The 24,903-nt window shown below is 65.6% G+C and carries 24 protein-coding genes; 11 read left to right on the forward strand and 13 right to left on the reverse strand.

The genetic code is table 11. The features are described from left to right. Window positions 1-80 precede the first annotated feature (80 nt). The 3 genes from F600_RS28945 (at window position 81) to F600_RS0118700 (ending at window position 3,676) form a co-directional block, all read left to right on the forward strand. Entirely contained in the window at window positions 81-761 is a 681-nt protein-coding gene (locus tag F600_RS28945; RefSeq protein WP_018162171.1) for a hypothetical protein, read from the forward strand. A gap of 69 nt (window positions 762-830) precedes the next feature. After that, window positions 831-2,330, forward strand: a complete 1,500-nt coding sequence (locus F600_RS0118695; RefSeq protein ID WP_018162172.1) for a TldD/PmbA family protein — start codon at window positions 831-833, stop codon at window positions 2,328-2,330. Beyond that, window positions 2,330-3,676 carry a metallopeptidase TldD-related protein gene (locus tag F600_RS0118700; RefSeq protein WP_018162173.1) on the forward strand — a complete coding sequence of 449 codons (1,347 nt, stop codon included), beginning with the start codon at window positions 2,330-2,332 and terminating at the stop codon, window positions 3,674-3,676. Before F600_RS0118695 ends, F600_RS0118700 begins: the two co-directional genes overlap by 1 nt. A gap of 159 nt (window positions 3,677-3,835) precedes the next feature. Here F600_RS0118700 and F600_RS0118705 read toward each other — a convergent pair whose 3' ends face one another. The 3 genes from F600_RS0118705 to F600_RS0118715 all read right to left on the reverse strand — a co-directional run bounded on the left by F600_RS0118705 (window position 3,836) and on the right by F600_RS0118715 (window position 5,575). Then, window positions 3,836-4,213 carry a PPOX class F420-dependent oxidoreductase gene (locus F600_RS0118705; protein WP_018162174.1) on the reverse strand — a complete coding sequence of 126 codons (378 nt, stop codon included), beginning with the start codon at window positions 4,211-4,213 and terminating at the stop codon, window positions 3,836-3,838. Window position 4,214: 1 nt separating this feature from the next. Then, on the reverse strand, window positions 4,215-5,261 hold the full coding sequence (locus tag F600_RS0118710) for an alpha/beta hydrolase (protein ID WP_018162175.1): 1,047 nt from the start codon (window positions 5,259-5,261) through the stop codon (window positions 4,215-4,217). A 74-nt stretch (window positions 5,262-5,335) separates the two neighbouring features. Continuing rightward, window positions 5,336-5,575 carry a hypothetical protein gene (locus F600_RS0118715; RefSeq protein WP_018162176.1) on the reverse strand — a complete coding sequence of 80 codons (240 nt, stop codon included), beginning with the start codon at window positions 5,573-5,575 and terminating at the stop codon, window positions 5,336-5,338. A 251-nt stretch (window positions 5,576-5,826) separates the two neighbouring features. On the opposite strand from F600_RS0118715, the gene F600_RS31715 reads away from it, so the two are divergent. Continuing rightward, entirely contained in the window at window positions 5,827-5,994 is a 168-nt protein-coding gene (locus F600_RS31715; protein WP_018162177.1) for a hypothetical protein, read from the forward strand. Between the two features lie 63 nt (window positions 5,995-6,057). On the opposite strand, the gene cobN is transcribed toward F600_RS31715, so the two are convergent. Beyond that, the gene (cobN, locus tag F600_RS0118725) at window positions 6,058-9,591 is read right to left on the reverse strand and encodes a cobaltochelatase subunit CobN (RefSeq protein WP_018162178.1); all 3,534 of its coding nucleotides are present in this window, start codon (window positions 9,589-9,591) and stop codon (window positions 6,058-6,060) included. A gap of 63 nt (window positions 9,592-9,654) precedes the next feature. Between cobN and F600_RS28950 the strand changes: the two genes are divergently transcribed. The 5 genes from F600_RS28950 to cobJ all read left to right on the forward strand — a co-directional run bounded on the left by F600_RS28950 (window position 9,655) and on the right by cobJ (window position 14,668). Continuing rightward, complete coding sequence (locus F600_RS28950; RefSeq protein ID WP_051090851.1) at window positions 9,655-10,854, forward strand: aminotransferase-like domain-containing protein; 1,200 nt, start codon at window positions 9,655-9,657, stop codon at window positions 10,852-10,854. Between the two features lie 83 nt (window positions 10,855-10,937). Then, window positions 10,938-11,435 carry a hypothetical protein gene (locus F600_RS0118735; RefSeq protein WP_018162180.1) on the forward strand — a complete coding sequence of 166 codons (498 nt, stop codon included), beginning with the start codon at window positions 10,938-10,940 and terminating at the stop codon, window positions 11,433-11,435. An 11-nt stretch (window positions 11,436-11,446) separates the two neighbouring features. Next, window positions 11,447-12,556 (forward strand): precorrin-3B synthase, encoded by a 1,110-nt coding sequence (gene cobG, locus F600_RS0118740; protein ID WP_018162181.1) that lies wholly within the window; start codon window positions 11,447-11,449, stop codon window positions 12,554-12,556. A gap of 4 nt (window positions 12,557-12,560) precedes the next feature. Then, window positions 12,561-13,184, forward strand: coding sequence for a precorrin-8X methylmutase (locus F600_RS0118745; protein WP_018162182.1), 624 nt, complete (start codon window positions 12,561-12,563; stop codon window positions 13,182-13,184). Beyond that, a complete protein-coding gene (gene cobJ, locus F600_RS0118750; protein ID WP_018162183.1) occupies window positions 13,181-14,668 on the forward strand; it encodes a precorrin-3B C(17)-methyltransferase in 1,488 nt (495 codons plus the stop codon). The genes F600_RS0118745 and cobJ overlap by 4 nt, the downstream gene beginning before the upstream one ends. Here the strand turns inward: cobJ and F600_RS0118755 are convergent. The 4 genes from F600_RS0118755 to dprE2 all read right to left on the reverse strand — a co-directional run bounded on the left by F600_RS0118755 (window position 14,665) and on the right by dprE2 (window position 17,687). Beyond that, a complete protein-coding gene (locus tag F600_RS0118755) occupies window positions 14,665-14,931 on the reverse strand; it encodes a hypothetical protein (RefSeq protein WP_018162184.1) in 267 nt (88 codons plus the stop codon). The genes cobJ and F600_RS0118755 overlap by 4 nt on opposite strands. A gap of 76 nt (window positions 14,932-15,007) precedes the next feature. Then, window positions 15,008-15,751: a cobalt-precorrin-6A reductase gene (locus F600_RS0118760; RefSeq protein WP_040632064.1), complete on the reverse strand. Its 744-nt coding sequence runs from the start codon at window positions 15,749-15,751 to the stop codon at window positions 15,008-15,010. Further along, window positions 15,748-16,929 (reverse strand): precorrin-6y C5,15-methyltransferase (decarboxylating) subunit CbiE, encoded by a 1,182-nt coding sequence (gene cbiE, locus F600_RS0118765; RefSeq protein ID WP_018162186.1) that lies wholly within the window; start codon window positions 16,927-16,929, stop codon window positions 15,748-15,750. Before cbiE ends, F600_RS0118760 begins: the two co-directional genes overlap by 4 nt. Continuing rightward, a complete protein-coding gene (gene dprE2 / locus F600_RS0118770; protein ID WP_018162187.1) occupies window positions 16,926-17,687 on the reverse strand; it encodes a decaprenylphospho-beta-D-erythro-pentofuranosid-2-ulose 2-reductase in 762 nt (253 codons plus the stop codon). Before dprE2 ends, cbiE begins: the two co-directional genes overlap by 4 nt. Window positions 17,688-17,740: 53 nt before the next feature. Here dprE2 and F600_RS0118775 point away from each other — a divergent pair, with 53 nt between their 5' ends. Next, entirely contained in the window at window positions 17,741-18,139 is a 399-nt protein-coding gene (locus F600_RS0118775; RefSeq protein WP_026306700.1) for a PPOX class F420-dependent oxidoreductase, read from the forward strand. Here the strand turns inward: F600_RS0118775 and F600_RS0118780 are convergent. Then, window positions 18,128-19,252, reverse strand: coding sequence for a M24 family metallopeptidase (locus F600_RS0118780; RefSeq protein ID WP_026306701.1), 1,125 nt, complete (start codon window positions 19,250-19,252; stop codon window positions 18,128-18,130). The genes F600_RS0118775 and F600_RS0118780 overlap by 12 nt on opposite strands. A 33-nt stretch (window positions 19,253-19,285) precedes the next feature. Here F600_RS0118780 and F600_RS0118785 point away from each other — a divergent pair, with 33 nt between their 5' ends. Continuing rightward, complete coding sequence (locus F600_RS0118785; protein WP_018162190.1) at window positions 19,286-20,233, forward strand: 5'-3' exonuclease; 948 nt, start codon at window positions 19,286-19,288, stop codon at window positions 20,231-20,233. Window positions 20,234-20,240: 7 nt separating this feature from the next. On the opposite strand, the gene F600_RS0118790 is transcribed toward F600_RS0118785, so the two are convergent. The 4 genes from F600_RS0118790 to tatA all read right to left on the reverse strand — a co-directional run bounded on the left by F600_RS0118790 (window position 20,241) and on the right by tatA (window position 24,845). After that, complete coding sequence (locus F600_RS0118790) at window positions 20,241-20,900, reverse strand: DUF4333 domain-containing protein (protein WP_018162191.1); 660 nt, start codon at window positions 20,898-20,900, stop codon at window positions 20,241-20,243. 61 nt (window positions 20,901-20,961) lie between these two features. Then, entirely contained in the window at window positions 20,962-23,616 is a 2,655-nt protein-coding gene (locus tag F600_RS0118795) for a DEAD/DEAH box helicase (protein ID WP_018162192.1), read from the reverse strand. Then, a complete protein-coding gene (tatC, locus tag F600_RS0118800; protein WP_026306702.1) occupies window positions 23,613-24,551 on the reverse strand; it encodes a twin-arginine translocase subunit TatC in 939 nt (312 codons plus the stop codon). Before tatC ends, F600_RS0118795 begins: the two co-directional genes overlap by 4 nt. A 21-nt stretch (window positions 24,552-24,572) precedes the next feature. Beyond that, window positions 24,573-24,845: a Sec-independent protein translocase subunit TatA gene (tatA, locus tag F600_RS0118805; protein WP_026306703.1), complete on the reverse strand. Its 273-nt coding sequence runs from the start codon at window positions 24,843-24,845 to the stop codon at window positions 24,573-24,575. Window positions 24,846-24,903: the final 58 nt, after the last annotated feature.

The following is a 24,903-nucleotide window of genomic DNA, read 5'->3' on the forward strand; positions in this document are numbered from 1 at the left end:
CGCCCCTAAGTCTCAGGTTGACATTGAGAGTTGGCCGGAACATCGTCGAGTCAACATCCCTAATCCCAAAGGAGTCGAGGATGAGCCGTATCACCGGGCGAGCGAAGCGACGGGACAGGTTCAGCACAGTCCGTCGGATCACTACTGTCACCACCATCACCGCAGGGCTCTTCGTGGCAGGTGCGATCGCCGCACAAGCAGCCCCCGACGCGACGACGCAACCCGTGTCATCGAACCCCTTCACATCCCTACTGAATCAATCAGCCGGCGACCCGGCCGCGACGAGCGCGGTGACTCAGCTGTTCGGTTCCGCGATCAAGCCGGCCATCGGTGGTGTCGAAAATCCGGTGGATCCGGAATTCGGCATCAGCATCCCGAAGCCGTTCATGTACCCGGCGCCCACCACCGGCTGCAGCATCGACGGCGGCGACAAGATGGGCGTCACGCTCGGCGTGGCGATGAGTGGCCCGAACTGGCCGCTGCCTCCGCACCTCGCCCGCGGTCACGTGCTCTTCAAGGCGGTACCGGGGTTCGCCGCCGACCCCAAGCAGTCCGACATCAAAGTCGCGTGGATCAACCTGTCGAACGGTAAGAACGGCATCGAAAAGCTCGATGGTGACGTCGCCGGCATCCCGATGATCGCCAAGGACGTCAACACCGGCTCGGGCCACATCATGGCCGCCATGTTCGGCAGCATCAAGACGCCGGCGGGCAAGAGCTGCCAGATCCTCGTCCCGACGGTCGGTCAGTTCACCGCGTAGCCTCTCAGAACGCAGGAAAACCCGCGCCACGCGCGGGTTTTCCTGCTCTCTGGGGATAGTTTGGGCAACGTGCGGACTCCCGACGCAGACTTCCTCGCCCTCCCCTTGGACGCGATCGCCGATGCCGGCCTGTCGACTGCCCGATCACTCGGCGCCTCGCATGCCGATGTTCGGGTGCATCGTCTGATCAATCAGTCGATTCGGCTGCGAGACGGTCGCGTTCAGTCCGTCAACGATTCGGTGACCACCGGATTCGCCGTACGGGTCATCGTCGACGGCACGTGGGGATTCGCTGCGAGTCCGCGCATGTCCGCCGAGGCGGCGCACGACGTGGCTCGCCAGGCCTGCGAGGTGGCCCGCACACTGTCTCCGCTCAACCGGGACCCGGTGACGCTCGCCGACGAACCGATCTACGCGGATGTCAGCTGGGTATCGCCGTACGACATCGATCCATTCACCGTGGACACCGCCGACAAGATCGAACTTCTCCGCGACTACAGCTCACGACTACTCGACACTCCCGACGTCGACCATGCCACCGCCGGAATCTCCCAGGTCAAAGAGCAGACGTTCTACGCCGATCTCGCCGGGTCACGCATCACTCAGCAACGCGTGCGACTGCATCCCGACATCACCGCAATCACCGTGGCGGGCGGGTCGTTCGAGTCAATGCGGACGCTCGCACCACCCGCCGGGCGCGGCTGGGAGTACCTCACAACGGGTTGGGACTGGGACGGCGAACTTGCCCAGATCCCCAGCTGGCTCGCGGAGAAGGTCGCCGCTCCGACAGTCGTCGCCGGACCCACCGACCTCGTCATCGATCCCACCAACCTGTGGCTCACGATCCACGAATCCATCGGCCACGCAACCGAATACGACCGCGCCATCGGCTACGAAGCGGCCTACGCCGGGACGTCGTTCGCCACTCCCGACAAGCTCGGAACAATGCGCTACGGCTCGGAATGCATGACCGTCACCGCCGACCGCAACGAACCACACGGCCTCGCGTCCGTCGGATACGACGACGATGGCGTCGCAAGCCAGAAATGGGATCTCGTGCGCGATGGCCGCTTCGTCGGCTATCAACTCGACCGCGCTTTCGCGCCCCGACTCGGCGTTGCCCGATCCAACGGCTGTTCGTACGCCGACTCACCGCTCCACGTTCCGATCCAGCGAATGGCGAACGTTTCCCTGCAACCGGATCCGGAACGCGACACGACGACCGCGGAACTCATCTCCCGAGTCGAGGACGGTCTCTACATCGTGGGCGACCGCTCCTGGTCGATCGATATGCAGCGCTACAACTTCCAATTCACCGGGCAGCGGTTCTTCCGCATCCGGAACGGCGAACTCGCCGGTCAGGTCCGGGACGTCGCCTACCAGGCCACCACGACCGACTTCTGGGGGTCGATGGAGGCCGTCGGCGGGCCCAGCACCTGGCGCTTGGGCGGCGCTTTCAACTGCGGCAAGGCTCAACCGGGGCAGGTCGCTGCAGTGAGCCACGGATGCCCCTCGGTGCTTGTGCGCGGCGTCAACGTTCTCAACGCACGCGAGGAGGCAGGAGCGTGATGATCCCAGGACACGAACTCGTCGACCGGGCACTCGCCTACTCACGCTCGGCGGAAGCGATGGTCATCGTTCACGATTCGACCGACGCGTCCCTGCGGTGGGCCCGCAACTCGATGACCACGAACGGCATCGCCGAAAGTCGCGAATGGACCGTCATCGCGGTGTCGGCGGAGGGCGGCGTCGGGAGCGTGACCTCGACGAGCGTCGATCCCGCCGACATCGAAGCGGTCGTGCGTGCGGCCGAGGCGGCAGCGAATGCGGCTCCCCCGGCCACCGATCGGATGCCGCTTCCCGACGCCGACGGCGAGGCTTGGGACAGCGAACCCGCAACGACCAGCATCGACATTTTCAGCGGGATCACGCCCGGTCTGGCCGCCGGCTTTGCCGCGTCCGACGAACTGTACGGATTCGCCCATCACCAGGTCGTGAACACCTGGCTGGGCTCGACGACCGGACTCCGCCGCGCGCACGTACAGCCCACCGGATCGATCGAAATCAACGGTAAGAGAACTGGTTCCAGCGCGTGGGTGGGAGCGGGCACGGCCGACTTCCGGGACGTCGACGTCGATGATCTCCTCGCCCAGCTGACCCAGCGCCTCGATTGGTGCACGCGGCGAGTCGACCTGCCCGCCGGCCGCTACGACACAATCCTGCCGCCGTCCGCCGTCGCCGACCTCATGATCTATCTCTACTGGACGATGGAGGGCCGGGGCGCCCACGAGGGCCACAGCGCGTTCGCGCACGATGGCAAGACCAGGGTCAGCGAACGGCTGTCGACGCTTCCCCTCACGTTGTTCTCGGACCCCACCTTCACGGGCCTCGAGTGCGAGCCGTTCATCGCGACGACGAACTCCTCGGACATGCTGTCCGTGTTCGACAACGGCCTCGCGGTCGGGCGGACCAACTGGATCCACGACGGCGTCATCAGCAATCTGATCTACCCGCGCGCCACCGCCGCCGAATTCGGCGCGACGTTCACCGCCCCCGCGGACAACCTGATCTTGAACGTCGGATCGTCCGCGTCGATCGACGACCTGGTCGCCAACACCGAGCGCGGATTGCTCCTCACCACGCTCTGGTACATCCGCGAGGTCGACCCGGCATCGCTGCTGCTCACCGGGCTCACCCGCGATGGGGTCTACCTCATCGAGAACGGACAGATCGCCGGAGAGGTCAACAACTTCCGGTTCAACGAAAGCCCGATCGACCTGCTGCGTCGCGCAACCGACGTCGGCACCACGGAGAGAACGCTCCCCCGCGAATGGAAGGACTGGTTCACGCGCACCGCCATGCCGCCGATGCGCATTCCGGACTTTCACATGTCGTCGGTCAGCGCCGCGACCTAGGGCGCCGCTCCCGACCCCCGGCCGTCGCGAGCGGTGGTCAGGTGGGCGGGATGCAAGGCGGACGAGGAGCACATAGCGGAGCTATATGCGACGAGGACAACGCGGCAGACCGGGTGCCTGGGCATCGCGCAGTAGGCCACGGGGTCGGGAGGGGTGCCCCTAAGCCGAAACGATTCGAATCCCGACGGTTCCGTCGTTTCCGCGACGAAGCTTGCTGCCGGCGATCGCGAGTCGTCCAAGCAGTCCGTAATGCTTGGCAATCAGCTGCCTGGTGCGCTCAGCGTCCGCGCCGGTTTGAATCTCGGCGACCGCCTCGAACGTCTTCCCCGACGGCTTACCGCGTCCGTCGCAACGCGCCACGGTGACCCGGGAATCCCGGCGAATTCGCTTGACCTTCCACGAATCGGTCGGCGTCCACACGACATACGCTTCCCCATCCGGCGCGAACCAGACGGGTGTGCAGACGCCGGTGCCGTTCTTCCGGAACGACGTGAGCAGGATGTATTTCCCGGTGCCGAGTTCAGCGAAAGTCGTCACGTTACTTGACCCCGAGCGAGGCTGCGATGGTCGGCCACGCGTTGTGGAGGTCGTCCTGCCAGTAGCCCCACGAGTGCGATCCGGTCTTCCGGAAGTCGAAGGTGGCCGGGATGTTCAGTTCCTTGAGGCGGGCCGCGAGGCGCTGGGTGCACCCGTTCGCGGCCGATTCGATCAAGCCACCGAGGACCACCTGATTGACCAGCGCCAGTTCGTCACCGGACTTGAAGCGCGGGTCCGACGCCGTGTCGTGGACGCCCGGTATTCCGGTCCCACTGGAGATGTACAGCGTTGTGCCACGCAGCTTTTCGGCGTTGACGACGGGGTCGTTCGCCACCCAGGCCGGGTCACCAACCGGCCCCCACAAGTTGTCGGTGTTCGCGTGCCCACGGGTTTCGACGACCATCTTCACGTATTCGCGGCCGATCGGCGTGCTCGTCTCGGCGCAACCGCTGAACGAACCGACCGACTTGTACAAGCCGGGGGCCGACTCAGCGAGCGCGAGCGCGGAACCGCCGGCCATCGAGATGCCGGCGATGGCATTCTCGCCGTTGGTGCTGAGCGTCTGGTTGACCAGCGGAGGAAGTTCCTTGGTCAGGAACGTCGTCCACATGTTTCGGCCGAGGACCGGGTCGTCGTTCTTCCAGTCCGTGTAGTAGCTGAACTTTCCGCCGACGGGAATGACCACGTTGACGTTCTTGTCCGCGAAGAACTGTGCGAGATCGGTCTGCGCCGACCAGGTGGCGTTGTCCTCGCCGCCGCCGGCACCGTTGAGCAGGTACAGCGTGGGACGCGGCACAGAGGTGTCGGCAGCACGGATCACCTGCAGTCCAACGTCGCGGTTCATCGACGGCGAGTGCACCAAGTAGACCGGGAACCGGGGATTGTCGCCGGCCTGCTTGACGATCGTGGCGATCGGAGCTGCCGTGGTCGCCGCGACGGCTGCGTCCTCGGCGTATGCCGGCGACTCAGCGACGAACGGAATCGCGAATGAGGCGAGGGCTGCCCCCGCACACACTGCCGCGTACTTCCGAACCTTGGCGTGCACCACTTACTCCAATCCAAGTGCGAAGAATGCGAATCGGTCTGGCGCCAGCTCACGCTGACGCCAGACCGAGGTACGTATTAGCTGGCGAACAGCGATGCGAGCAGAGGTCCGATCAACGGAATCTGCCCGAGCGAGCCTGCCAGGCCTGAACTCTGCGACGACTTGTCCGGAACACCACAGACCGCGAGCTGGCCGTCAGACGTCAACAGGCACTGCGGGCTGTCCGCAGCACTGGCGACACCCGGAAGGACCATGGCCGTGGCGATAGCAAGCCCAGCGGCGCCCTTGACGATCCGCTTCGATGGCTTGATTGACATCTTCTTGCTCCCTTCAAAAACCTTCGCCCTCTACCGGCGAGGCCGCTCGACGAACCTAGAAATCGAACATCCGACAGTAAGAAACTGTGGCATGTCTTCTGGTTGACGGATAATCAGCGGAGATTTCGATAGCGAACGGTTCTCGCGTCGTTACGAAACTGAGCCTTGCGGATCCCGTTGCGCTCGATCCCATTTCGGAGTACGGCTCTAATCGTCTCCATCCAATATCGCAAATTGGCCACGGAATAAGCATGGACTGGCAACGGTTTCAACTACCGATTTCGCCGAATTCCGAATACGGGTACAAATTGCTTCGGCAGGGAATTCACGGCGAAATCCCCCGAAGAATGGAGACGGACATGCAGGCCCTTATCGAAATGCTTCTCGGACTCGTCCAGGCACTGCTCGGCAGCAAGTAATTCCCGTACTTTAAGAACCGGACCAGGCATTATGCCGGTCCGGTTCTTGGCGTTTCAGGCCGGTCAGCGACCTTCGAGATCGCCTTCGGTTTCGAGATAAAGGGTTCTCAATTCGGCCAACATCTCCGGACTCGGCTGTTCCCACATCTTTCGTTGTGCCGCCTCGAGCAGTCGCCCGGTGATTCCGTGCAGCGCCCACGGGTTCGACTGGCGCAGGAACTCCTGGTTCTCCGCATCGACGACATACGACTCCGTGAGCTTTTCGTACATCCAGTCCGCCACGACGTTGGTCGTCGCGTCGTAGCCGAAGAGGTAGTCGACCGTCGCAGCCATCTCGAACGCACCCTTGTAGCCATGTCGGCGCATCGCCGACAGCCAGCGCGGATTCACCACGCGTGCCCGGAACACACGTGACGTCTCCTCCGCCAGCGTGCGCGTGCGTACCGCCTCTGGACGCGTCGAGTCGCCGATGTACGCCTCCGGGTCCCGGCCAGTGAGGGCACGAACCGTCGCGACCATTCCGCCGTGATACTGGAAGTAGTCATCTGAGTCGGCGATGTCGTGTTCGCGGGTGTCCGTGTTCTTGGCGGCGACGGCGATGCGGCGGTATGCGCCGCGCATGTCGTCCGCGGCCGGGATGCCATCGAGGCCACGCCCGTACGCGAATCCGCCCCACGTCGTGTAGACCTCGGCCAGATCCGCATCCGAGCGCCAATCGGTGCTCTCGATCAGCTGCAGGATGCCCGCACCGTAGGTCCCCGGCTTGCTACCGAAGATCCGGGTGGTGGCGCGACGATGATCGGAGTGTTCGGCAAGGTCCGCATCGACGTGCGCGCGGACGTAGTTGTCCGCCGGCGCTTCATCGAGACCGGCAACAAGTTGCACCGCGTCGTCGAGCATCACGAGTACGTGCGGGAATGCGTCGCGGAAGAATCCGCTGATCCGCACCGTGACGTCGATCCGCGGGCGGCCGAGTTCGGCCAGGGAAATGGCCTTCAGTCCAGTGACGCGGCGGCTCGCCTCGTCCCACTCCGGTCGAACACCCAACAGCGCAAACACTTCCGCAATGTCATCACCGGCGGTGCGCATCGCGGACGTGCCCCACACCGACAAGCCGACCGACCGTGGGTATTCGCCGTGATCCGAGAGATATCGGTCGATCAGGGAGTCGGCCATGGCCTGACCGGTCTCCCACGCCAATCGCGACGGAATCGCCTTCGGGTCCACCGAGTAGAAGTTGCGGCCGGTCGGAAGCACGTTCACCAGGCCGCGCAACGGCGACCCGCTCGGCCCGGCTGGGATGAAACCGCCGTTGAGTGCGTGCAGGATGCGGTCGATTTCCAGCGTCGTCTGCCGCAGGCGCGGGACGACCTCAGAAGCGGCGAACTCGAGAATCCGGCCGACGTCATCGGTTGCCGGTTCGGCCTTCCAGTCATTGCGCTGCAATTCGGCCAGGAGTTCCCGCGCCTGCGCATCGATGTCGTCAGTCGTAACCCGGTCGTCGGATTCCTTGAGGCCCAATGCCTCCCGCAAACCGGGCACATGGTCTTGGCCGCCCCACACCTGGCGAGCACGCAGAATCGCGTGGACTAGATCAAGCTCGGCATCCCCACTTGGCGCCTGCCCGAGGATGTGCAATCCATCGCGGATCTGCACGTCCTTGATCTCGCACAGCCAGCCATCGACGTGCAGCAGCATGTCGTCGAAGACATCCTCTTCCGGGCGCTCAGCGAGTCCGAGATCGTGGTCGAGCTTCGCGGCCCGCATCAACGTCCAGATCTGTTGCCGAACCGCCGGCAGCTTCGCCGGATCCAAAGCGGCGACGTTCGCGTGTTCGTCGAGAAGTTGTTCGAGTCGGGCGATGTCTCCGTAGGACTCCGCCCGGGCCATCGGCGGGATGAGGTGGTCCACGAGGACGGCGTGCGCACGGCGTTTGGCCTGCGTTCCCTCACCGGGGTCGTTGACGAGGAATGGGTAAATGAGCGGAACATCGCCGAGCGCGGCATCGGTACCGCACGAAGCGCTCATTCCCAGGGTCTTACCGGGCAGCCATTCGAGGTTGCCGTGCTTTCCAACGTGCACCATCGCGTGGGCTCCGAAGCCTTCGGCAATCCAGCGGTAGGCAGCGAGGTAGTGATGGCTCGGCGGGAGGTCGGGATCGTGGTAGATCGCAACCGGGTTCTCCCCGAACCCACGCGGCGGCTGAATCATCAACAGCACGTTCCCGAACCGCAGCGCCGCCAGAACGATGTCGTCCTGGTCCACGAACAGTTCGCCGGGAGCCGGGCCCCAATGCTCCTCCACGGCCGCGACGAGATCGTCGGGAAGCGCCTTCAGCCACGTGCTGTAGAGCTCGCCTGCCACGCGAATGGGGTTGCCGCGCAATTGTTCCTGCGTCAGCCAGTCGCGATCCTGGCCACCGGCCGCGATGAGCGCGTGGATGAGATCGTCGGATGAGTCGGTGTCGACGCCGGGGATGTCTTCGGTGCCGAGGTCGTATCCGGCCTGGCGCATGGCGCGCAAGAGAAAAACCACGCTGGCCGGGGTATCGAGGCCGACGGCGTTGCCGATCCGCGCGTGCTTCGTCGGATACGCCGACAGCATCAGCACAACTCGTTTGTCGGCGTTCGAGACGTACCGCAGGCGCGCCCAAGCCGAGGCAATTCCCGCGACGCGCCTCGCGCGCTCGGGGTCGGGCGCGTAGCGGGACAGACCGTCGGCATCGAACTCTTTGAACGAGAACGGCACCGTGATGATGCGGCCGTCGAACTCGGGGACTGCGACCTGAGTGGCGACATCGAGCGGCGTGACGCCGTCGTCGTTCGCAAGCCACGACGCCCGGTCCGTCGTCAGGCACAGTCCCTGCAGGATCGGCACGTCGAGGTCGGCAAGTGCACCGATGTCCCACGATTCGTCGTTGCCACCGGCACTCGCGAGTGCCGGCTTCGTGCCTCCCGCGGCGAGGACTGTCACCACAATCGCGTCGGCCTTCGCCAACGTGTCGAGGAGGGCCGGCTCGGCCGTGCGCAAGGACGCGCAGTAGATCGGAAGCGCCTGTGCACCTTGACCTTCGAGCGCTTCGCAGAGCGCGTCGATGTAGGCCGTGTTCCCCGCCAGATGTTGCGCGCGGTAGTAGATGACCGCAACCGTGGGGCCGGCGTTCACCCGGGTCGTGCGTTCGAGGACACCCCACGTCGGCGTGCGCGCGGGCCCTTCGAAGCCGTGTCCGGTGAGCAGAATCGTGTCGCTCAGGAAGTTGTGCAGATGCCGGAGGTTCTCCGGACCACCCTCGGCGAGGTAGTTGTGTGCCTGCGCGGCGACACCCACGGGAACGGTCGAACACTCCATGAGGTCGGCGTCCGGCGCGTACTCACCACCCAGCGCCACGACCGGCACACCGGACTCGATGAGGGCAGCAAGTCCCTCTTCCCACACCCGGCGACCGCCGAGGATTCGCACGACCACGAGGTCGACCTCAGTCAGCATCTCCGGAAGTTCGATCACACTCAACCGGGCCGGGTTCGCCCAGCGATAGTCCGCACCACTGGCCCGGGCACTGAGGAGGTCGGTGTCAGACGTCGACAGAAGCAGGATCATCCCTGCAGCCTATGCGCCGTAATTAGGTAGACCTCATCGCGGTCGCGCTGACAGAATTTCGTAATGGCTGACCGCTTCCGCTTGGCTCGTCGATCACAGGGCATGACGTCCTCACCCGTCCGCGACATCCTGAAGATCCTGTCCCGCAACGATGTGATCTCCTTCGCCGGCGGAATTCCCGACGCCGAACTGATCGATCGGGACGCCTTTCATGCGGCATTCGACCACGTCCTGACGAACAACGGTCGGCGCGCGCTGCAGTACTCGGCGACCAAGGGCGAACCCGAATTGCTCGATCAGATCGCGGCCCGGCTGTCACGCGATCTGCCAACGACTCCCGATCACGTGCAGGTTCTGAGCGGCTCGCAGGAAGGCATCTACCTCGTCGGTCAGGTGCTCATCGAGCCGGGCGATGTGGTCTTGGTCGAGCAGCCGACGTATCTTGCGGCGATTCAGGCATTCGCACTCGCGGGTGCTCAGCTGATCCCCGTCAAGACCGACGATCACGGTGTCCTTCCGGCCGCGCTCGAGGAAGCGATCGAGCAGCATCAGCCGAAATTCGTGTACCTGATCCCGACGTTCCAGAACCCGACCGGCCGCACGATGGACGCGGCGCGGCGTCAGGCTGTCGCGGACGTGCTGGTTCGCACTGGCACTCCCCTCGTCGAAGACGATCCCTATGGTGAGCTGCGCTATTCCGGCGAACGTGTCGCGCCCATCGCGGCGTTGCCCGGCTTGGGACCGCAGACGATTCTGCTCAATTCCGCATCGAAGGTCATGGCACCCGGCGTCCGAATCGGCTGGCTGCGGGCGGAGGGGCCGATCCTGCGCACCATCGAGATCGCGAAGCAGGCCGTCGGTTTGCAGACCGCGGTCACCGACCAACTCGCGGTCGCCCGGTATCTCGACACCAACGATCTCGACGACCACATCCGCCGGATTGCCGCGGTCTACCGCGAACGCCGCGACGCGATGTACACGGGACTGCGGTCCGTCCTGCCCGACACGGCCTCGACGACGAACCCGGAGGGCGGCATGTTCCTCTGGGTCGACCTCCGCGGGTCGGTCGACACCGCGGCCAACCTCAACCGCGCCGTCGAGCAAGGCGTCGCCTACGTTCCGGGCCCGGCGTTCTACGCGAGCGACCCGAATCCGGCGACGATGCGGCTGTCGTTCGTCACGAACACCCCGGAAACGATCGCCGAAGGGGTGCGCCGATTGGGGGCCACGTTCGGCTGGCCCAAAGCTGCTCCGAGTCGTTAGCGGACGTTGACCATCACATCCGAGGAGTTTGCCCCGCAAGACGGCAGAATCACGGCTAATCGACGCCCACCGGGGAGGGCTCCTTGCACGCCTACCGCCTGCACACCGACTACACGCTCAAGTGCCAGTGCTGTGCCATTTCACAGCGCTTCGTCTTCACGTCCAAGTCCGACGTCGTCGTCTGCGGATACTGCAAACCCCACTACGGCAGCACGCCGGCCAAGCTCGGGCAACAACAACGCGAACATGCCGCGCTCTACCTCAATCGACTGACCCAGGCGGCCAAGCAGCGGAACGCAGACCAGGTCAAGCACCGCGCCGAGTTGGACCATCTCGAACGCATCATCGCCGAGAAGGACGCACTCATTCGGCAGCTGGAGGTCGAACTTGGCGATGTTCACGTCTCCATCCGCAAGGGCCAGTTCAACGAAGCCGTCATGTCGTGGCTCATCGATGAACGGCTCACTCAGGCCGGTAAAGAGTCCGATGCCGCGCTTCGGCGACGGGAATCGCAGGAACGCCGCATCGCTGATGGCTCGACCAACCAGGGCGCCTCGATCGTGAAGCTTCATCCGCACTAACGTCGGAGACGATGACTCGTGAACCCGACGCCTGCCCCGGCCTGATTCAGCTGCACGACGCCGCTGACGGCCCTCTGGCGCGCATCCGCATTCCCGGCGGTGTCGTCACCGCCGCACAGCTCGAAGCGCTGGCCCACGCGGCCGAGAGCCTCGGCAACGGCGAGATGGAGCTGACCTCCCGCGGGAACATCCAACTTCGCGCCGTGCGGGACGCCGGACAGCTTCAGCACGAACTCCAGGAAGCCGGCCTCCTGCCCTCGCTCACGCACGAGCGAATTCGGAACATCGTGGCATCGCCGCTGTCGGGACGATCGGGTGGTCTGGCGGACATCCGCCCACTCATCGCCGAACTCGACTCCGCGCTTCAGGCGGTACCGGAACTCGCAAGTCTGCCAGGCCGCGTGCTGTTCGGAATCGACGACGGCCGCGGGGACATCATGGCGCTGGCACCCGATTTCGGCGTTCAGGCGACAGCCGCGGGATTTGCGCTCGTTTTGGCGGGCCAGGACTCGGGAGCTAGAACGAACGCCCCGGTCGACACGATTGTCAACGCAGCCAGAGCGTTTGGTGAGGTGCGTACCGACGAGTGGCGGCTGTCGGACGTCGAGGAAGGCGCCACCAAGGTCCTCCGGCGCCTCCGGCTCACCCGAACTGCCGTGCCGCGCACGGTGGAAGCCCCCGACCACCCCATCGGCTGGTTCGACCAACCCGACGGACACGTCACGCTCGCCGGCGGCCTGAAGTTCGGCACGCTGTCCAGCCGTCTTGCGCAGTTCATCGCCGCGGTCGAGGCTCCGATCACGATCACACCGTGGCGCAGCATTGTCATCTCAGACCTCGACGAAGGCGTCGCGGACACCGTCCTTCGGGTCCTCGCCCCGCTCGGCATGATCTTCGACGCGCACTCCCCCTGGCTCCACGTCACGGCATGCGCCGGGCGCCCCGGTTGCGCGAAGGCACTCGCCGACGTGCGAGGCGATGCGGCGGCGGCCATCGAGAACGGCACTCTGCCCCTTGACGGTCCCCAGCACTGGTCCGGATGTGAACGGCGCTGCGGTAAGCCCAAGTCCGCCGGCGACGTGGTCGCGACGACCGACGGTTACGAAGCCAACTATGGTTAGCGGCGTGTTCGAATACCTCAAGGATGGCGCCGCGATCTACGCACAGTCCTTCGCCACCATTCGGGCCGAATCGGACCTCTCGGCATTCCCCGACGACGTTTCCCGTGTCGTCGTGCGAATGATCCACGCTGCCGGTCAAACCGACCTGCCCAGCGACGTCGCCTTCACCCCAGGCGTCGTGTCCGCGGCCCGCGAAGCGCTCACCAACGGCGCTCCCATCTACTGCGACGCCCATATGGTCAGTTCTGGAGTCACGCGCACGCGTCTCCCGGCCGACAACAAAGTGTTGTGCACACTGCGCGACCCGCGGGTTCCTGTCCTCGCCGAAACGCTCGGAACAACCCGCTCGGCAGCCGCCCTCGAACTCTGGCGGGACAAGCTCGCCGGATCGATCGTCGCGATCGGAAATGCACCCACCGCACTGTTTCATCTGCTGGAGATGATCGAACTCGGGGCCGAACCGCCCGCGGCCATCGTGGGCTGCCCGGTCGGCTTCGTCGGTGCGATGGAGTCCAAAGAAGCACTGATCGCGTCGTCCGGACTCGAATACATCACCGTCCGGGGCCGGCGCGGAGGCAGCGCGATCACCGCAGCCGCCCTCAACGCACTCGCGAGCGCCGCCGAATGACGGGCAAGCTCTGGGGAGTTGGCCTCGGCCCGGGTGACCCCGAGCTGGTGACCGTCAAAGCGGCTCGCGTCATCGCCGAAGCCGATGTCGTCGCGTTTCATAGCGCGCGGCACGGACACAGCATCTCGCGCTCGACTGCTGCCCCCTACCTGCGCGAAGGGCACATCGAGGAGCACCTCGTCTACCCCGTCACGACCGAGACGACCGACCATCCGGGCGGCTATGAAGGCGCGATCGACGATTTCTACGCCGAGTCCGCCGAGCGCCTCGCGGTCCACCTGCGCTCGGGGCGATCGGTGGCCCTGCTGGCCGCGGGTGACCCGCTTTTCTATAGCTCGTACATGCACATGCACAAGCGGCTCGCGCTCGAGTTCGAGGCCGAGGTCATCCCAGGCATCACGTCGGTCAGTGCCGCGAGCGCGGCGTTGAACGTCCCCCTCTGCGAGGGCGAGGAAGTGCTCACAGTTCTGCCCGGAACCATGCCCGAGGCCGAACTTGCGCGCCGCCTTCGGGATACCGAGGCCGCGGCGATCATGAAGCTGGGACGCACGTTCCCGAATGTCCGCCAAGCGCTCGCTGATGCCGGGCGGCTCGACGAGGCCCACTACGTCGAACGCGCGAGCACCCGGCGCGAACGGGTACTCAAGGTCGCCGATGTCGATCCCGCCGACGTGCCGTACTTCTCGATCATCATCGTGCCGTCGGCCAAGGGTGAAGGCGCCGCCGGTCACCAGGTCAGGCAGGTCGAACATCGCGGCCGCGTCACCGTCGTCGGCCTCGGCCCCGGGGACACCGCGTGGACGACCCCAGAGGTCAGCGCAGCACTCGCCCGCGCGACGGACCTCGTCGGCTACACGACCTACCTCAACCGAGTCCCCGGACGACCAGGTCAGCGCAAACACGCGAGCGACAATCGCGTCGAGGCCGAACGCGCGGCTTTCGCACTCGATCTCGCCAAGGGGGGAGCCGACGTCGTGGTCGTGTCGTCCGGCGATCCGGGCGTATTCGCCATGGCGGCAGCGGTTCTCGAGGTCGCCGACGACGCGGCCTGGCGCGGCGTGCCCGTCGACGTACTGCCCGGAATGACGGCGGCGAACGCCGTCGCTTCGCGGGCTGGCGCTCCCCTCGGACACGACTACGCGGTCATCTCGCTGTCCGACCGATTGAAGCCCTGGGACGTCGTCGAATCACGCCTTCGCGCGGCGGCGGCGGCAGACCTCGCGATCGCGATCTACAACCCGGCCTCAAAGACCCGGACGTGGCAAGTCGCCGCGATGCGGGACCTTCTCCTCGAGCACCGAGCCCACGAGACGCCCGTGATCCTGGGCCGCGCGGTCGGTTCCGACGACGAAAGCGTGCAGATCGTCGCGCTCGGCGATCTCGATCCGGCTCAGGTCGACATGCGCACGCTGCTCATCATCGGTTCGTCGCAGACGATCCGGAGCGGCGATCGCGTGTTCACTCCCCGGCGGTACCCGGGCTAGCGATCGAGCGCGCGGACCAGCAGGTCCTTGATCTCTCCCACGCCTTCTTCGAGGGATCGAACGCGGGCGTTGGTGTCGTCAACCTTTGCTTCGAGGCGATCGACGCGAGCATCCAGCCCTGCGACACGAGCGTTGCTCGCGTCGAAGCGTTCCCGCGTCTGCACACTGAGCACATTCACCGCAGCGAGAATCGCCTTGTGTCCGGCGCGATCTGCTTCGAGCGCCGCAATCCGCGCGTCATGTTTCGCCAGCATCCGGCCCATCTCGTCAGCGTACCGGCGCCTATTGAGAATTCTCATCACGCACGAGTTGACGCAGTGACTCGCCGTCGCGTTCCGGTCAACCGGGGAATTGTTCCAACTCTCGCGTGGCGGCCAGCCACGCCAGCGCCGCATCTACCGAATCCGCCACGTGCACTCCCGCAGGTAGCGGCGGCCGATCGACCATCACCACCGGGATCCCGAGAATTCGCGCAGCTTCGAGCTTCGCCTCCGCCAAGTCCCCGCCGCTGTTCTTCGACACCACCGCGTCGATCGCGTAGCTGCGCATGAGTTCGAGGTCGTCCTTGAGCGTGAATGGCCCACGGCGCAGCAGCAATTCGTGTTGCGGCGGAATCTCACCATCAGGTGGATCGATGGCGCGGATGAGGAACCATCGCGACTCGTCGCCCGCGAAATGGTGCACGCCCTGTCGTCCGATCGCGAGGAAGACTCGATCGCCGGGAAGCTGTCCGGCTGCCTCGGCAAGGGAGGGCACGTGAATCCACCGATCCAGCGGGCCTGCCGTCCACGCCGCTCTCCGGAGGACCAGCTGCGATAGGCCAACCTCGCGACAAGCGGCCGCCGCGTTCTCGCTGATGTTTGCCGCGAACGGGTGGGTGGCATCAACAACCGCACCGATGTCGTTGTCCTGCAACCAGTTCGCGAGACCCTCGACACCGCCGAATCCCCCGACTCGAACCTCGCCCACCGGCAGGACGGGATTCTGGACGCGGCCCGCCAGTGAGGTGATGACCTCGAATCCGTCCGCGCGGGCAGCTAGCTCTCGGGCTTCACCAGTGCCACCGAGAACCAGCAATCTCACTTCGTCACGATCCACTGCGTCACGGGGAGCATCGGCCGGAAGGCGGTGAACCCGCCGAGCGGCTCGCCGCGGTAGATCTGGAAGCGTCGAAGTTGACCGCCGTATTTCGACGACCACGACATGATCTGCGCTTCGGTCTCAGCGGTCACCGCGTTGGCGACGAAACGTCCGCCCGGCTTGAGCCGCTCCCACGCCGCCTCGAACATTCCGGGCTGAGTCAAACCGCCGCCGAGGAATATCGCATCCGGGTCCGGCGCGTCGAGGAACGAGTTGGGCGCCTTGCCGCGGACGACGATACGCGGCACACCGAGGCGCTGCGCGTTGTGGGGAATGAGAAGTGCGCGTCCAGCGTCCTGTTCGAAGGCCACCGCCGAACACGTCCGTTCGGCACGCAGCCACTCGATCGCGATGCTGCCCGAACCGCCACCGACATCCCACAACAGTTGCGTCGGCCGCGGTGCCAGCGCACTCACCGTCAGCGCACGGATCTCCTGCTTGGTGAACTGTCCGTGCGTCCCGAACAGGTGATCGGGGAGCCCGGGAACGCGCGATTGACCGCCGGTCCCCGAGCATTCGATCGCAATGACGTTGAGCGGATCAGCCTCTTCCGTGGTCCAGCGGGCCGCGGTACCGATCGTCATCGTTTCCTCCGGCCCACCCAACTGGCCGAGCACGAACATCTGCGAGGCACCGAAACCGTTGTCGTTCAACAGTCCGGCGACCCATGCGGGCGTGTACTGGTTGCGGCTCAGGACGAGGAGCCGGCGACGATCGGCGAGTTCGGGCAGCAGCGTTTCGACCGGATCGGTGACCAAGCTGATGACTCGGGTCGCCGCCAGCGACCAGCCCAGCCGCGCGCACGCCAACGACGCCGACGACGGGGACGGAATCACATCGAGATTGCCGATGCCGACGATGCGGCTCAGGATCACGCCGATCCCGTGGAACATCGGGTCGCCGCTCGCGAGGACACAGCGGCGCTTGTCCTCGTAGCGGTCGAGCAAGGTGGGAAGTTGCGGCAGGAGCGGGGTCGGCCACTCGACGCGCTCGGCGGTGGATTCCACGAGTCCAAGCTGGCGAGCCGAACCGTACAAAACCTCGGCCTCACCGATCGCGCGCTTCGCCCGGCCGGACAGTCCGTCCCAGCCGTCTGCGCCGACCCCCACCACTGAAATCATCTCGGCATCTTCCTCCAAACGAAACGCGGCACGAAGCGCATCGTGAAAAACAGCGGGCGCAACGTCTTCGGTACCCAGACTGGACCGGATCGGTTCGCGAGTCCTCGAACGACGGCATCGGCGACCTGGTCCGGCGTGCTCGAGAACGGCGCGGGCTTCATTCCCTCGGTCATCCGGCCGATGACGAACCCCGGTCGGACCAGCAGCAAATGAACACCACTGCCGTGCAGTGCGTCCGACAAGCCCGAGGCGAATCCGTCGAGACCGGCCTTGGCCGAGCCGTAGACGTAGTTCGCGCGGCGAACCCGCGTGCCGGCGACTGAACTGAACACGACGATCTGGCCGCTACCCTGCGCGCGCAGATGGACCGCCAGGTGGGTCAGCACGCTCAACTGCGCAACGTAGTCCGTGTGGACCACCGAAACAGCATGGGCGGCATCATGTTCGGCACGCGACTGATCACCCAGCACGCCGAAGGCCAGAATCACGACGCCCAAGCGGCGGAAACTCGCGGCGATTTCATCGAGGACCTGCGCGTGGCTCTCCACGTCATCGGCATCGAACTCGACCGTGTGCACCTCGGACGCCCCCGCAGCCTTGATCTCCGCCACTTGACTGGCGAGATCTCCGCTGCGCCGCGCGGCGAGGACGACGGTCCGGCCGGGAGCCAGACGCTTGGCCACCTCGAGTCCGATTTCACTACGCCCGCCGAGAAGAACCACGGCTCCGGGTGCGGTCTTGTCCGATCCGATCTTCAAAAGAGCTGGTCCCGTCTTCACGAACTCCAGTCTTGCCCATTACGGTCACAACCATGCCAACACCCCCGGTGCCCCTGTCCGCCGCGGCGCTCGAGTTCGTCACGGAACGCCATCACGGGACCCTGACCACCTTGCGCCCCAACGGAACTCCGCACGTCGTGGCGGTGGCGTTCACCTACGAGGCCGAGACCGGATTGGTACGCATCATCACCGACGGCGCGTCCCAGAAGGTGCGCAATGTTCGACGCAACGGATATGCGGCCGTGTGCCAGGTCGACGGCGCGCGCTGGCTGACGCTCGAAGGGCCGGCAGCCATCATCGACACCGCACCGGAGATCCGCGACGCCGAAGAACGGTTCACCGTCCGCTTTCGCCCGCCGCGCATCAACCCGACGCGCGTCGTGCTGCAGATCGACGTGAGCCGACTCCTCGGATCTGCGTCACTGAAGTGAGCGCAGCCCCCGCGGCTGGTTGTTCAGCGTCTCGCAGCCCTCGGGCGTGACGAGCACGATGTCCTCGATGCGGGCACCCCAGCGGCCGCTGAAGTAGATTCCGGGCTCCACGCTGAACGTCATGCCCGGGCGCAATTCGAGGTCGTTTCCGGCGACGATGTACGGCTCCTCGTGAACCGATAGACCGATGCCGTGGCCAGTGCGGTGCAGGAAGAACTCGCCCAATCCCGCTTCGGTGAGGACATCACGGGTCACCGCGTCGATCTCCTCCGCCGTCGCACCCGGTCGTACCGCTGCCACCCCGGCTGCCTGGGCCTTCTCGAGGAGCGCGTACTGCTCGGCAATCTCCGGAGCCGGCGTGCCCACGCAGTAGGTGCGCGTGGAGTCCGAGTTGTACCCGGGGGCCACCGGGCCGCCGATATCGATGACGACGATGTCGTTCGGTTCGATCACGCGATCCGACACCTCATGGTGCGGATCTGCGCCGTTCGGCCCGGCGCCGACGATGATGAACGCCGCCGACGTGTGGCCTTCCTCGATGAGTGCGGCCTCGATATCCGCGGCGACGTCCGCTTCGGTACGGCCCGCGCGCAGCCATTCGCCCATCCGGGCGTGGACGCGGTCGATCGCGTCCCCCGCTCGCCGAAGTGCGGCGATCTCGGCCTGATCCTTGATCATGCGCAGCTCGCGAATCATCGGCGTCGCGAGCTGCGGCAGCTCACCGAGCGCGGCCGCGAGCGGGATGAGATGCAACGCGGGCATCGCTTCGGTGACGACGACGTGGCCGTCCTCCGGAATCAATCCGCGCACGATCTCGTAGGCATTCTCGCCGTCGTTCCACGTGTGCAGCTCGAGTCCGAGCTCGCCCGCCGCGGAATCGCGCAGCGTGGCGATCTCCAGCGTTGGCACGACGATCGACGCGCGCGTGCCATTCGTCGGGATGACCAAACAGGTCAATCGCTCGTGCGTCTCCGACGGGACACCCACCAAGTAGTGGAGGTCCGGACCGGGCGTGATGAGCAACGCGGAAATGCCTGCGCGAGCGGCAAGTTGGGCGGCACGGGCGATTCGATCGGCGTACACGCTGCTGGGGAAACGGGCTGGCTCAGTCATCGGATGCAGCTTATTACGCGGTAGCCTCGTCAGGTGACCGGACGACTTCTCCTCCTCGACGGTGCCAGTTTGTGGTTTCGTGCGTTCTTCGCCGTACCCGACTCCATTCGCGATTCCGAAGGCCGACCCGTGAACGCGGTCCGAGGCTTCACCGACATGGTCGCGGCACTCGTCGACCGGCATCGGCCGACGCGTCTGGTCGTGTGTCTCGACCTCGACTGGCGTCCGCAGTGGCGCGTCGACCTCGTCCCCACCTACAAGACGCACCGGCTCGCGGCGGCGCCGTCGTTCCCCGGCGAAGAAGAGGTCCCAGACGACCTCACCCCGCAAGTGGACAAGATCATGGCCGTGCTGGCCGCCGCCGGCATCGCCACGGGTGGCGCGAAGGGCTTCGAAGCCGACGACGTCCTCGGCACGCTCGCGACCCAGGAAAGCGTCGACGAGGTCGTCGTCGTCAGCGGCGACCGTGACCTCCTGCAACTCGTCGCCGATGAGCCGAATCCGATCCGGGTGTACTACGTCGGTCGTGGATTGGCCAAGGCCGAGCTGTACGACCCCGCGATGGTCGCCGAACGCTACGGTGTGCCGGCCGACCGCGCTGGTGAGGGCTACGCCGAACTCGCCACTCTTCGCGGCGATTCGTCCGACGGATTGCCGGGCGTCGCGGGAGTCGGCGAGAAGACCGCGTCGACGCTGCTCCTGCGCTACGGCTCACTCGACGCTCTCCGCAGGGCGGTCGACGACCCGGCCAGCGGCCTCGCGAAGGGCATGCGCGCGAAGCTCGAGGCGGGTGCCGAGTACCTCGACCGCGCGACGCCCGTCGTCCGGGTGGCGCGCGACGCCGAGGTCATCATGTCGAAGACCGACGAACTGCCCGCCACCCCGGCGGACGAGGTCGCACTCAAGGACCTGGGCACGAAATACAACGCCGAAAACGCCGTTGCCCGGCTCATCGCAGCGATGGCCGGGCAACAGAGCTGATTGACATCTACTGAGGCTTGGAAACCTCGTAGGTTCCGTCCTCGTCGATGATCTTGATGGTCACGGTGCGGCTCTCGCCGTCAACGGTCACATTGCACGTGAACGACGAGTTGACCTCGACCTTCTCGTCCTTCGGGCACTTGACGTTGGTGACGTTCTGGAGGTCGTACGAGTCGGTCAGGACCGACTGGACACCCTTCTGAACGGCGGCCTGGTCGAGCACCTTCGCGCGGAAGAACATGAAGTACGCGCCCGCGGCGAGCGCGATGATGACGACCACAGCGGCAACCAAGCCGATGATCAGGGGCGTCTTCGACTTACCGCCGGTCGGCTGCTGCGCGTACTGGCCGTAGTCCGGCTGGCCAGGCTGTTGCCACGCCTGTCCCGGCGGGCCCCACTGCTGCCCGGGCTGCGGCGGCGGAGGCTGCTGCCACGTCGGCTGCGCAGGTTGCTGCTGGCCGGGAATTCCCCACGCGGGCGTCGACGGGTTCGACTGCTGACCCCACCCGCCCTGCGACGGCGGCGGAGTCGGTTGCTGCGACCACGGTTGCGGGGTGTATCCCGGCTGACCCTGAGCCGGCGGAGGCGGCGGTGTCTGGTACGCCTGCGTCGGGTCGCTCTGGCCCTCGTTGCCCCACTGGTACTCGGGTCTGTCAGGACCGCTCATCGTTGCCCTCCGCTCGCTGGTCCGGCACTTCTGCCCCTACCGTAACGCCAATGCTTTTACTTTACGCAGCATCCACAGCAACGACACCTCGGCGGATCGCCTTGATCGCGCGCGCCGCTGTGGTGCTGATCTGAGGGTCGTCGGCGCCCTGCTTCAGCTGATCGAGCAGGTCGATCACCTGCCGACACCAGCGTACGAAATCGCCTGCCGCGAGGGGAATGCCACGATCCCCGCCCGCCGCGAGCGAGTCCGCAAGACTGCCGCCGCTGGCCCAGGTGAACGCCGCATGCGCGAAGCCCATGTCCGGTTCGCGAGTGCCCGACAGCTTGTGCCGGGCCTCGTCGTCACGCAGTCCGGCCCAGATGTTCATGGTCTCGGTCAGTGCGTTCCGGACCCGGGAGTTCAGGCTCGCCGCGCTGTCGTACGCCTTGTCACCCCGAGACTCGTACACCATCGTCGAAACGACGGCCGCCAGTTCGACGGGGCTCAGACCGGTCCAGGTTCCGTGCCGTAGACACTCGGCGACCAGAAGGTCGGATTCGGAGTACAACCGCGCCAGCCGGTGTCCGGCTTCGGTCGCCTCACCATCGACGAGGTAGCCGCGATCGGACAGCAGACCGACGATGCGGTCGAAGGTGCGGACGAGTGAGTTCGTGGTGGACGCGACCTTCATCCGCATCGCGTCGGTCTCGCGCAGAATCCGGTGGTACTGCTCGCCGATCCGGCACATCGCCTCGACATCCGGAGCCCGGTGGCTGGGGTGCGATCGGAGCGCGCGGCGCAGCAGATTCAGGTCGCGATCGTCGTCCTCCGGCGCTCGCTTCGGCTTGCCCCTCGGCGGACGGATGCCCGTCGAGCGCAAGCCCGAGGCGATGTCGCGACGCGCCGGCCCCGTGTTGCGTTCCAGATGCCGCGGTAGCCGCATCGTGCCCAGGACCGGAGCCCCGTTCGGCACATCGCCGATCGTGATGCGGCCAGCCCAGGCACCGTCGGTCACGACGATCGGGCGTGGGTCGCGCTCGTCGCGAGCCGGCTCGATCACGACGGCGATTCCCGCCCGGCGACCGCGCGGAATCGAGATGACGTCACCCCGCCGCAGCGTGAACAAGTCCCGCTCAGCGGAGTCGCGCGAGGTCTCCCGCTTCTGCCGGTTGAGCTCGCGTTCCCGATTCTTGATGCGCTCGCGGAGTCCGACGTATTCCAGGAAGTCGCCGTCCGGCCGCTCGAGCTGAGTGCGCAGCCGCGCGAGTTGGAAGTCGTTCTTCTCGATTCCCCGAACCAGACCCACGACCGAGCGATCGGCTTGGAACTGGGCAAACGAACGCTCGAGCAGTTTTCGCGACATGTCGGCGCCGAGATGCCCGATCAGGTTGATCGACATGTTGTAGCCCGGCGTGAATGAGCTCTTCAGCGGGTACGTGCGCGTCGACGCGAGGCCCGCCACTCCGGAGGCATTCAGTTCCGGGTACCAGAGGACGACGGCATGGCCTTCGACGTCGATACCGCGGCGGCCAGCACGACCCGTGAGCTGCGTGTACTCCCCCGGCGTCAGTTCGACGTGCGCCTCACCGTTGTACTTGATGAGCTTTTCGAGAACGACCGTGCGCGCGGGCATGTTGATGCCGAGCGCTAGGGTCTCGGTCGCGAACACGGCCCGGACCAGCCCATTGACGAAGAGTTCCTCGACCGTGTGCCGGAACGCCGGGAGCATGCCCGCGTGGTGGGCGGCGAACCCGCGGTGCAGCGCCTCGCGCCAATCCCAGAATCCGAGCACCTCGAGGTCCGCGCGCGGCAGTTCGCCGGTGTGCTTGTTGATGATCTCGTCGATGCGCTCGGCCGCGCTCTCCGGATTGACCCGCAGCCGCGAACCCAGGCACTGCTTGACAGCCGCATCGCAGCCCGCACGACTGAAGATGAACGTGATTGCCGGAAGCAGACCTTCCTCGTCGAGCTTGGCGATGACATCCGGCCGCGACACCGGCCGGCTCATCCCGCCGCGTCGCCGCGCCCACGGGTCGTTCGCCTCGGACAGCTCACGGTGGCGCAAGTAGCGCACGAGGTCCTCGTCGACGACGACCTTCCCGCCGGCCTTCTGATCGAACAGATCGAACAATCGCTTGCCGACGAGAACGTGTTGAAACAGCGGGACCGGGCGAACCTCGTCGACGACGACCGTCGTGTCGCCGCGGACCGTCTGGATCCACGCGCCGAACTCCTCGGCGTTGCTCACCGTCGCCGAGAGTCCGACGAGGCGCACGTCCTCGGGCAGGTGGAGGATGACCTCTTCCCACACCGCGCCGCGGAAGCGGTCCGCGAGGTAGTGGACCTCGTCCATCACGACGTAGCTCAGGCTCCGCAGGGTGTCGGAGTTCGCGTACAGCATGTTGCGCAGGACTTCGGTCGTCATGACGACGACCGACGCCTCGGGGTTGATGCTCTGGTCGCCGGTCAGCAGGCCGACGTTCTCGACGCCGTAGCTCGCGACGAAATCCGCGTACTTCTGATTGCTCAGCGCCTTGATGGGCGTGGTGTAGAAGCACTTCGTGCCCGAGCGCAGGGCGAGAAACACCGCGAATTCACCGGGAACGGTCTTACCGGCACCGGTGGGAGCACAGACGAGAACGCCGTGGCCCGCCTCGAGCGCTGCGCACGCATCTTTCTGGAACCCGTCGAGAGGAAATTTCAGGCTGGCCTGGTAGTCCTCCAACAGCGTCATAAGGTCTCGTCCGAGTAGTCCAAAGCTCGGTTCGACGGCTCGACCACCCCGGATGCCTCGACCTGCGACGGGCCTTCGATCGCCGAGGCCTGGTCGTCAGTCAGCGCGAGTTCGGCCTTGGCGGCGTTGCGCGCTTTGATCCGGTCGTGCACCCGGGCGAACTGGACGGCGAATTCGAACAGGACCGTCAGCGCGAGCGCGAGGGCGAGCATCGAGAACGGGTCCTGGCCTGGTGTCGCGATCGCCGCGAACACGAACAAGCCGAAGATCAGACCGCGACGCCATTCCTTGAGCCGCGCGTACGGGAGGATGCCGGCCACATTGAGCGCGACGATGAGCAGCGGAATCTCGAAACTCACGCCGAAGATGATCAGCACGTTGATGAGGAATCCGAAGTACTCACCACCGGACAACGCGGTGACCTGCACGTTGTCACCAATGCTGAGCAGGAAGCTCAGGGCCTTGCTGACGACGACGTACGCGAGTACAGCGCCCGTCATGAACAGGATGCTGCCGAAGAACACGAAGAACATCGCGTAGCGACGTTCTTTCTTGTACAGACCCGGAGTGATGAAGGCCCACAACTGATAGAGCCACATCGGGCTCGCGAGAACGACGCCCGCGGTGAAGGCGACCTTGAACCGCAGCATGAACTGCTCAAACGGCTGAATCGCCAGAAGCCGGCATTGGCCGGTGTTCGACAACTCCGCGCGGTACGACGCCGGCAGCGAGCAATAGGGTTCGCGCAGCAGGTCACCGAGACTTTCCAGCGCGAAGAACGAATGCGAATACCACCAGAAGCCGAAGGCGGTGGTCACGGCGATGGCCGCGACACAGACCAACAGTCTGGTCCGCAGCTCATGGAGGTGCTCGACCAGCGACATCGTGCCGTCTGGGTTGACCTCTCGGCGCCGACGGCGTAGTGGAATGCGCACTTCGTGTGCTCTGTACCCGATCTAGTGTTCGGTGTAGCCCGACTGCTGCTCCGGCTGCGGCTTCGGCTGAACCGGGCTTGGTGCCGGCGCGGGCGACGGAAGCTGTGCCTGCGGTGCCGCCTGCGGTGCCGCCTGCGGTGCACCACCCTCGGAGTTCATTTCCTTCATCTCGCTCTTGAGAATCCGCATCGACCGGCCAAGTCCTCGAGCTGCGTCTGGCAGCTTCTTCGAGCCGAACAGGATCACCACAACGAGCAGCACGATAAGCCAGTGCCAAATACTCAAACTGCCCATGTCTTCTTTCCTCCGCTCTCGAACCCCACCGATGCTACCCGAGCAAGTGTTCCCTCAG

Source organism: Smaragdicoccus niigatensis DSM 44881 = NBRC 103563 (genome assembly GCF_000380645.1).
GTDB lineage: Bacteria > Actinomycetota > Actinomycetes > Mycobacteriales > Mycobacteriaceae > Smaragdicoccus > Smaragdicoccus niigatensis.

Coding starts and splice junctions, on each gene's coding strand:
- F600_RS0118780 (WP_026306701.1), bottom strand. CDS start 19,252: ATGACTGAGCCAGCCCGTTTCCCCAGCAGCGTGTACGCCGATCGAATC.
- F600_RS0118755 (WP_018162184.1), bottom strand. CDS start 14,931: ATGGGCCGGATGCTGGCGAAACATGACGCGCGGATTGCGGCGCTCGAA.
- F600_RS0118715 (WP_018162176.1), bottom strand. CDS start 5,575: ATGTCAATCAAGCCATCGAAGCGGATCGTCAAGGGCGCCGCTGGGCTT.
- F600_RS31715 (WP_018162177.1), top strand. CDS start 5,827: ATGGACTGGCAACGGTTTCAACTACCGATTTCGCCGAATTCCGAATAC.
- F600_RS28945 (WP_018162171.1), top strand. CDS start 81: ATGAGCCGTATCACCGGGCGAGCGAAGCGACGGGACAGGTTCAGCACA.
- F600_RS0118700 (WP_018162173.1), top strand. CDS start 2,330: ATGATCCCAGGACACGAACTCGTCGACCGGGCACTCGCCTACTCACGC.
- F600_RS28950 (WP_051090851.1), top strand. CDS start 9,655: ATGGCTGACCGCTTCCGCTTGGCTCGTCGATCACAGGGCATGACGTCC.
- F600_RS0118795 (WP_018162192.1), bottom strand. CDS start 23,616: ATGACGCTGTTGGAGGACTACCAGGCCAGCCTGAAATTTCCTCTCGAC.
- F600_RS0118790 (WP_018162191.1), bottom strand. CDS start 20,900: ATGAGCGGTCCTGACAGACCCGAGTACCAGTGGGGCAACGAGGGCCAG.
- cobN (WP_018162178.1), bottom strand. CDS start 9,591: ATGATCCTGCTTCTGTCGACGTCTGACACCGACCTCCTCAGTGCCCGG.
- tatA (WP_026306703.1), bottom strand. CDS start 24,845: ATGGGCAGTTTGAGTATTTGGCACTGGCTTATCGTGCTGCTCGTTGTG.
- cobJ (WP_018162183.1), top strand. CDS start 13,181: ATGACGGGCAAGCTCTGGGGAGTTGGCCTCGGCCCGGGTGACCCCGAG.
- cbiE (WP_018162186.1), bottom strand. CDS start 16,929: ATGATTTCAGTGGTGGGGGTCGGCGCAGACGGCTGGGACGGACTGTCC.
- F600_RS0118775 (WP_026306700.1), top strand. CDS start 17,741: ATGCCAACACCCCCGGTGCCCCTGTCCGCCGCGGCGCTCGAGTTCGTC.
- cobG (WP_018162181.1), top strand. CDS start 11,447: ATGACTCGTGAACCCGACGCCTGCCCCGGCCTGATTCAGCTGCACGAC.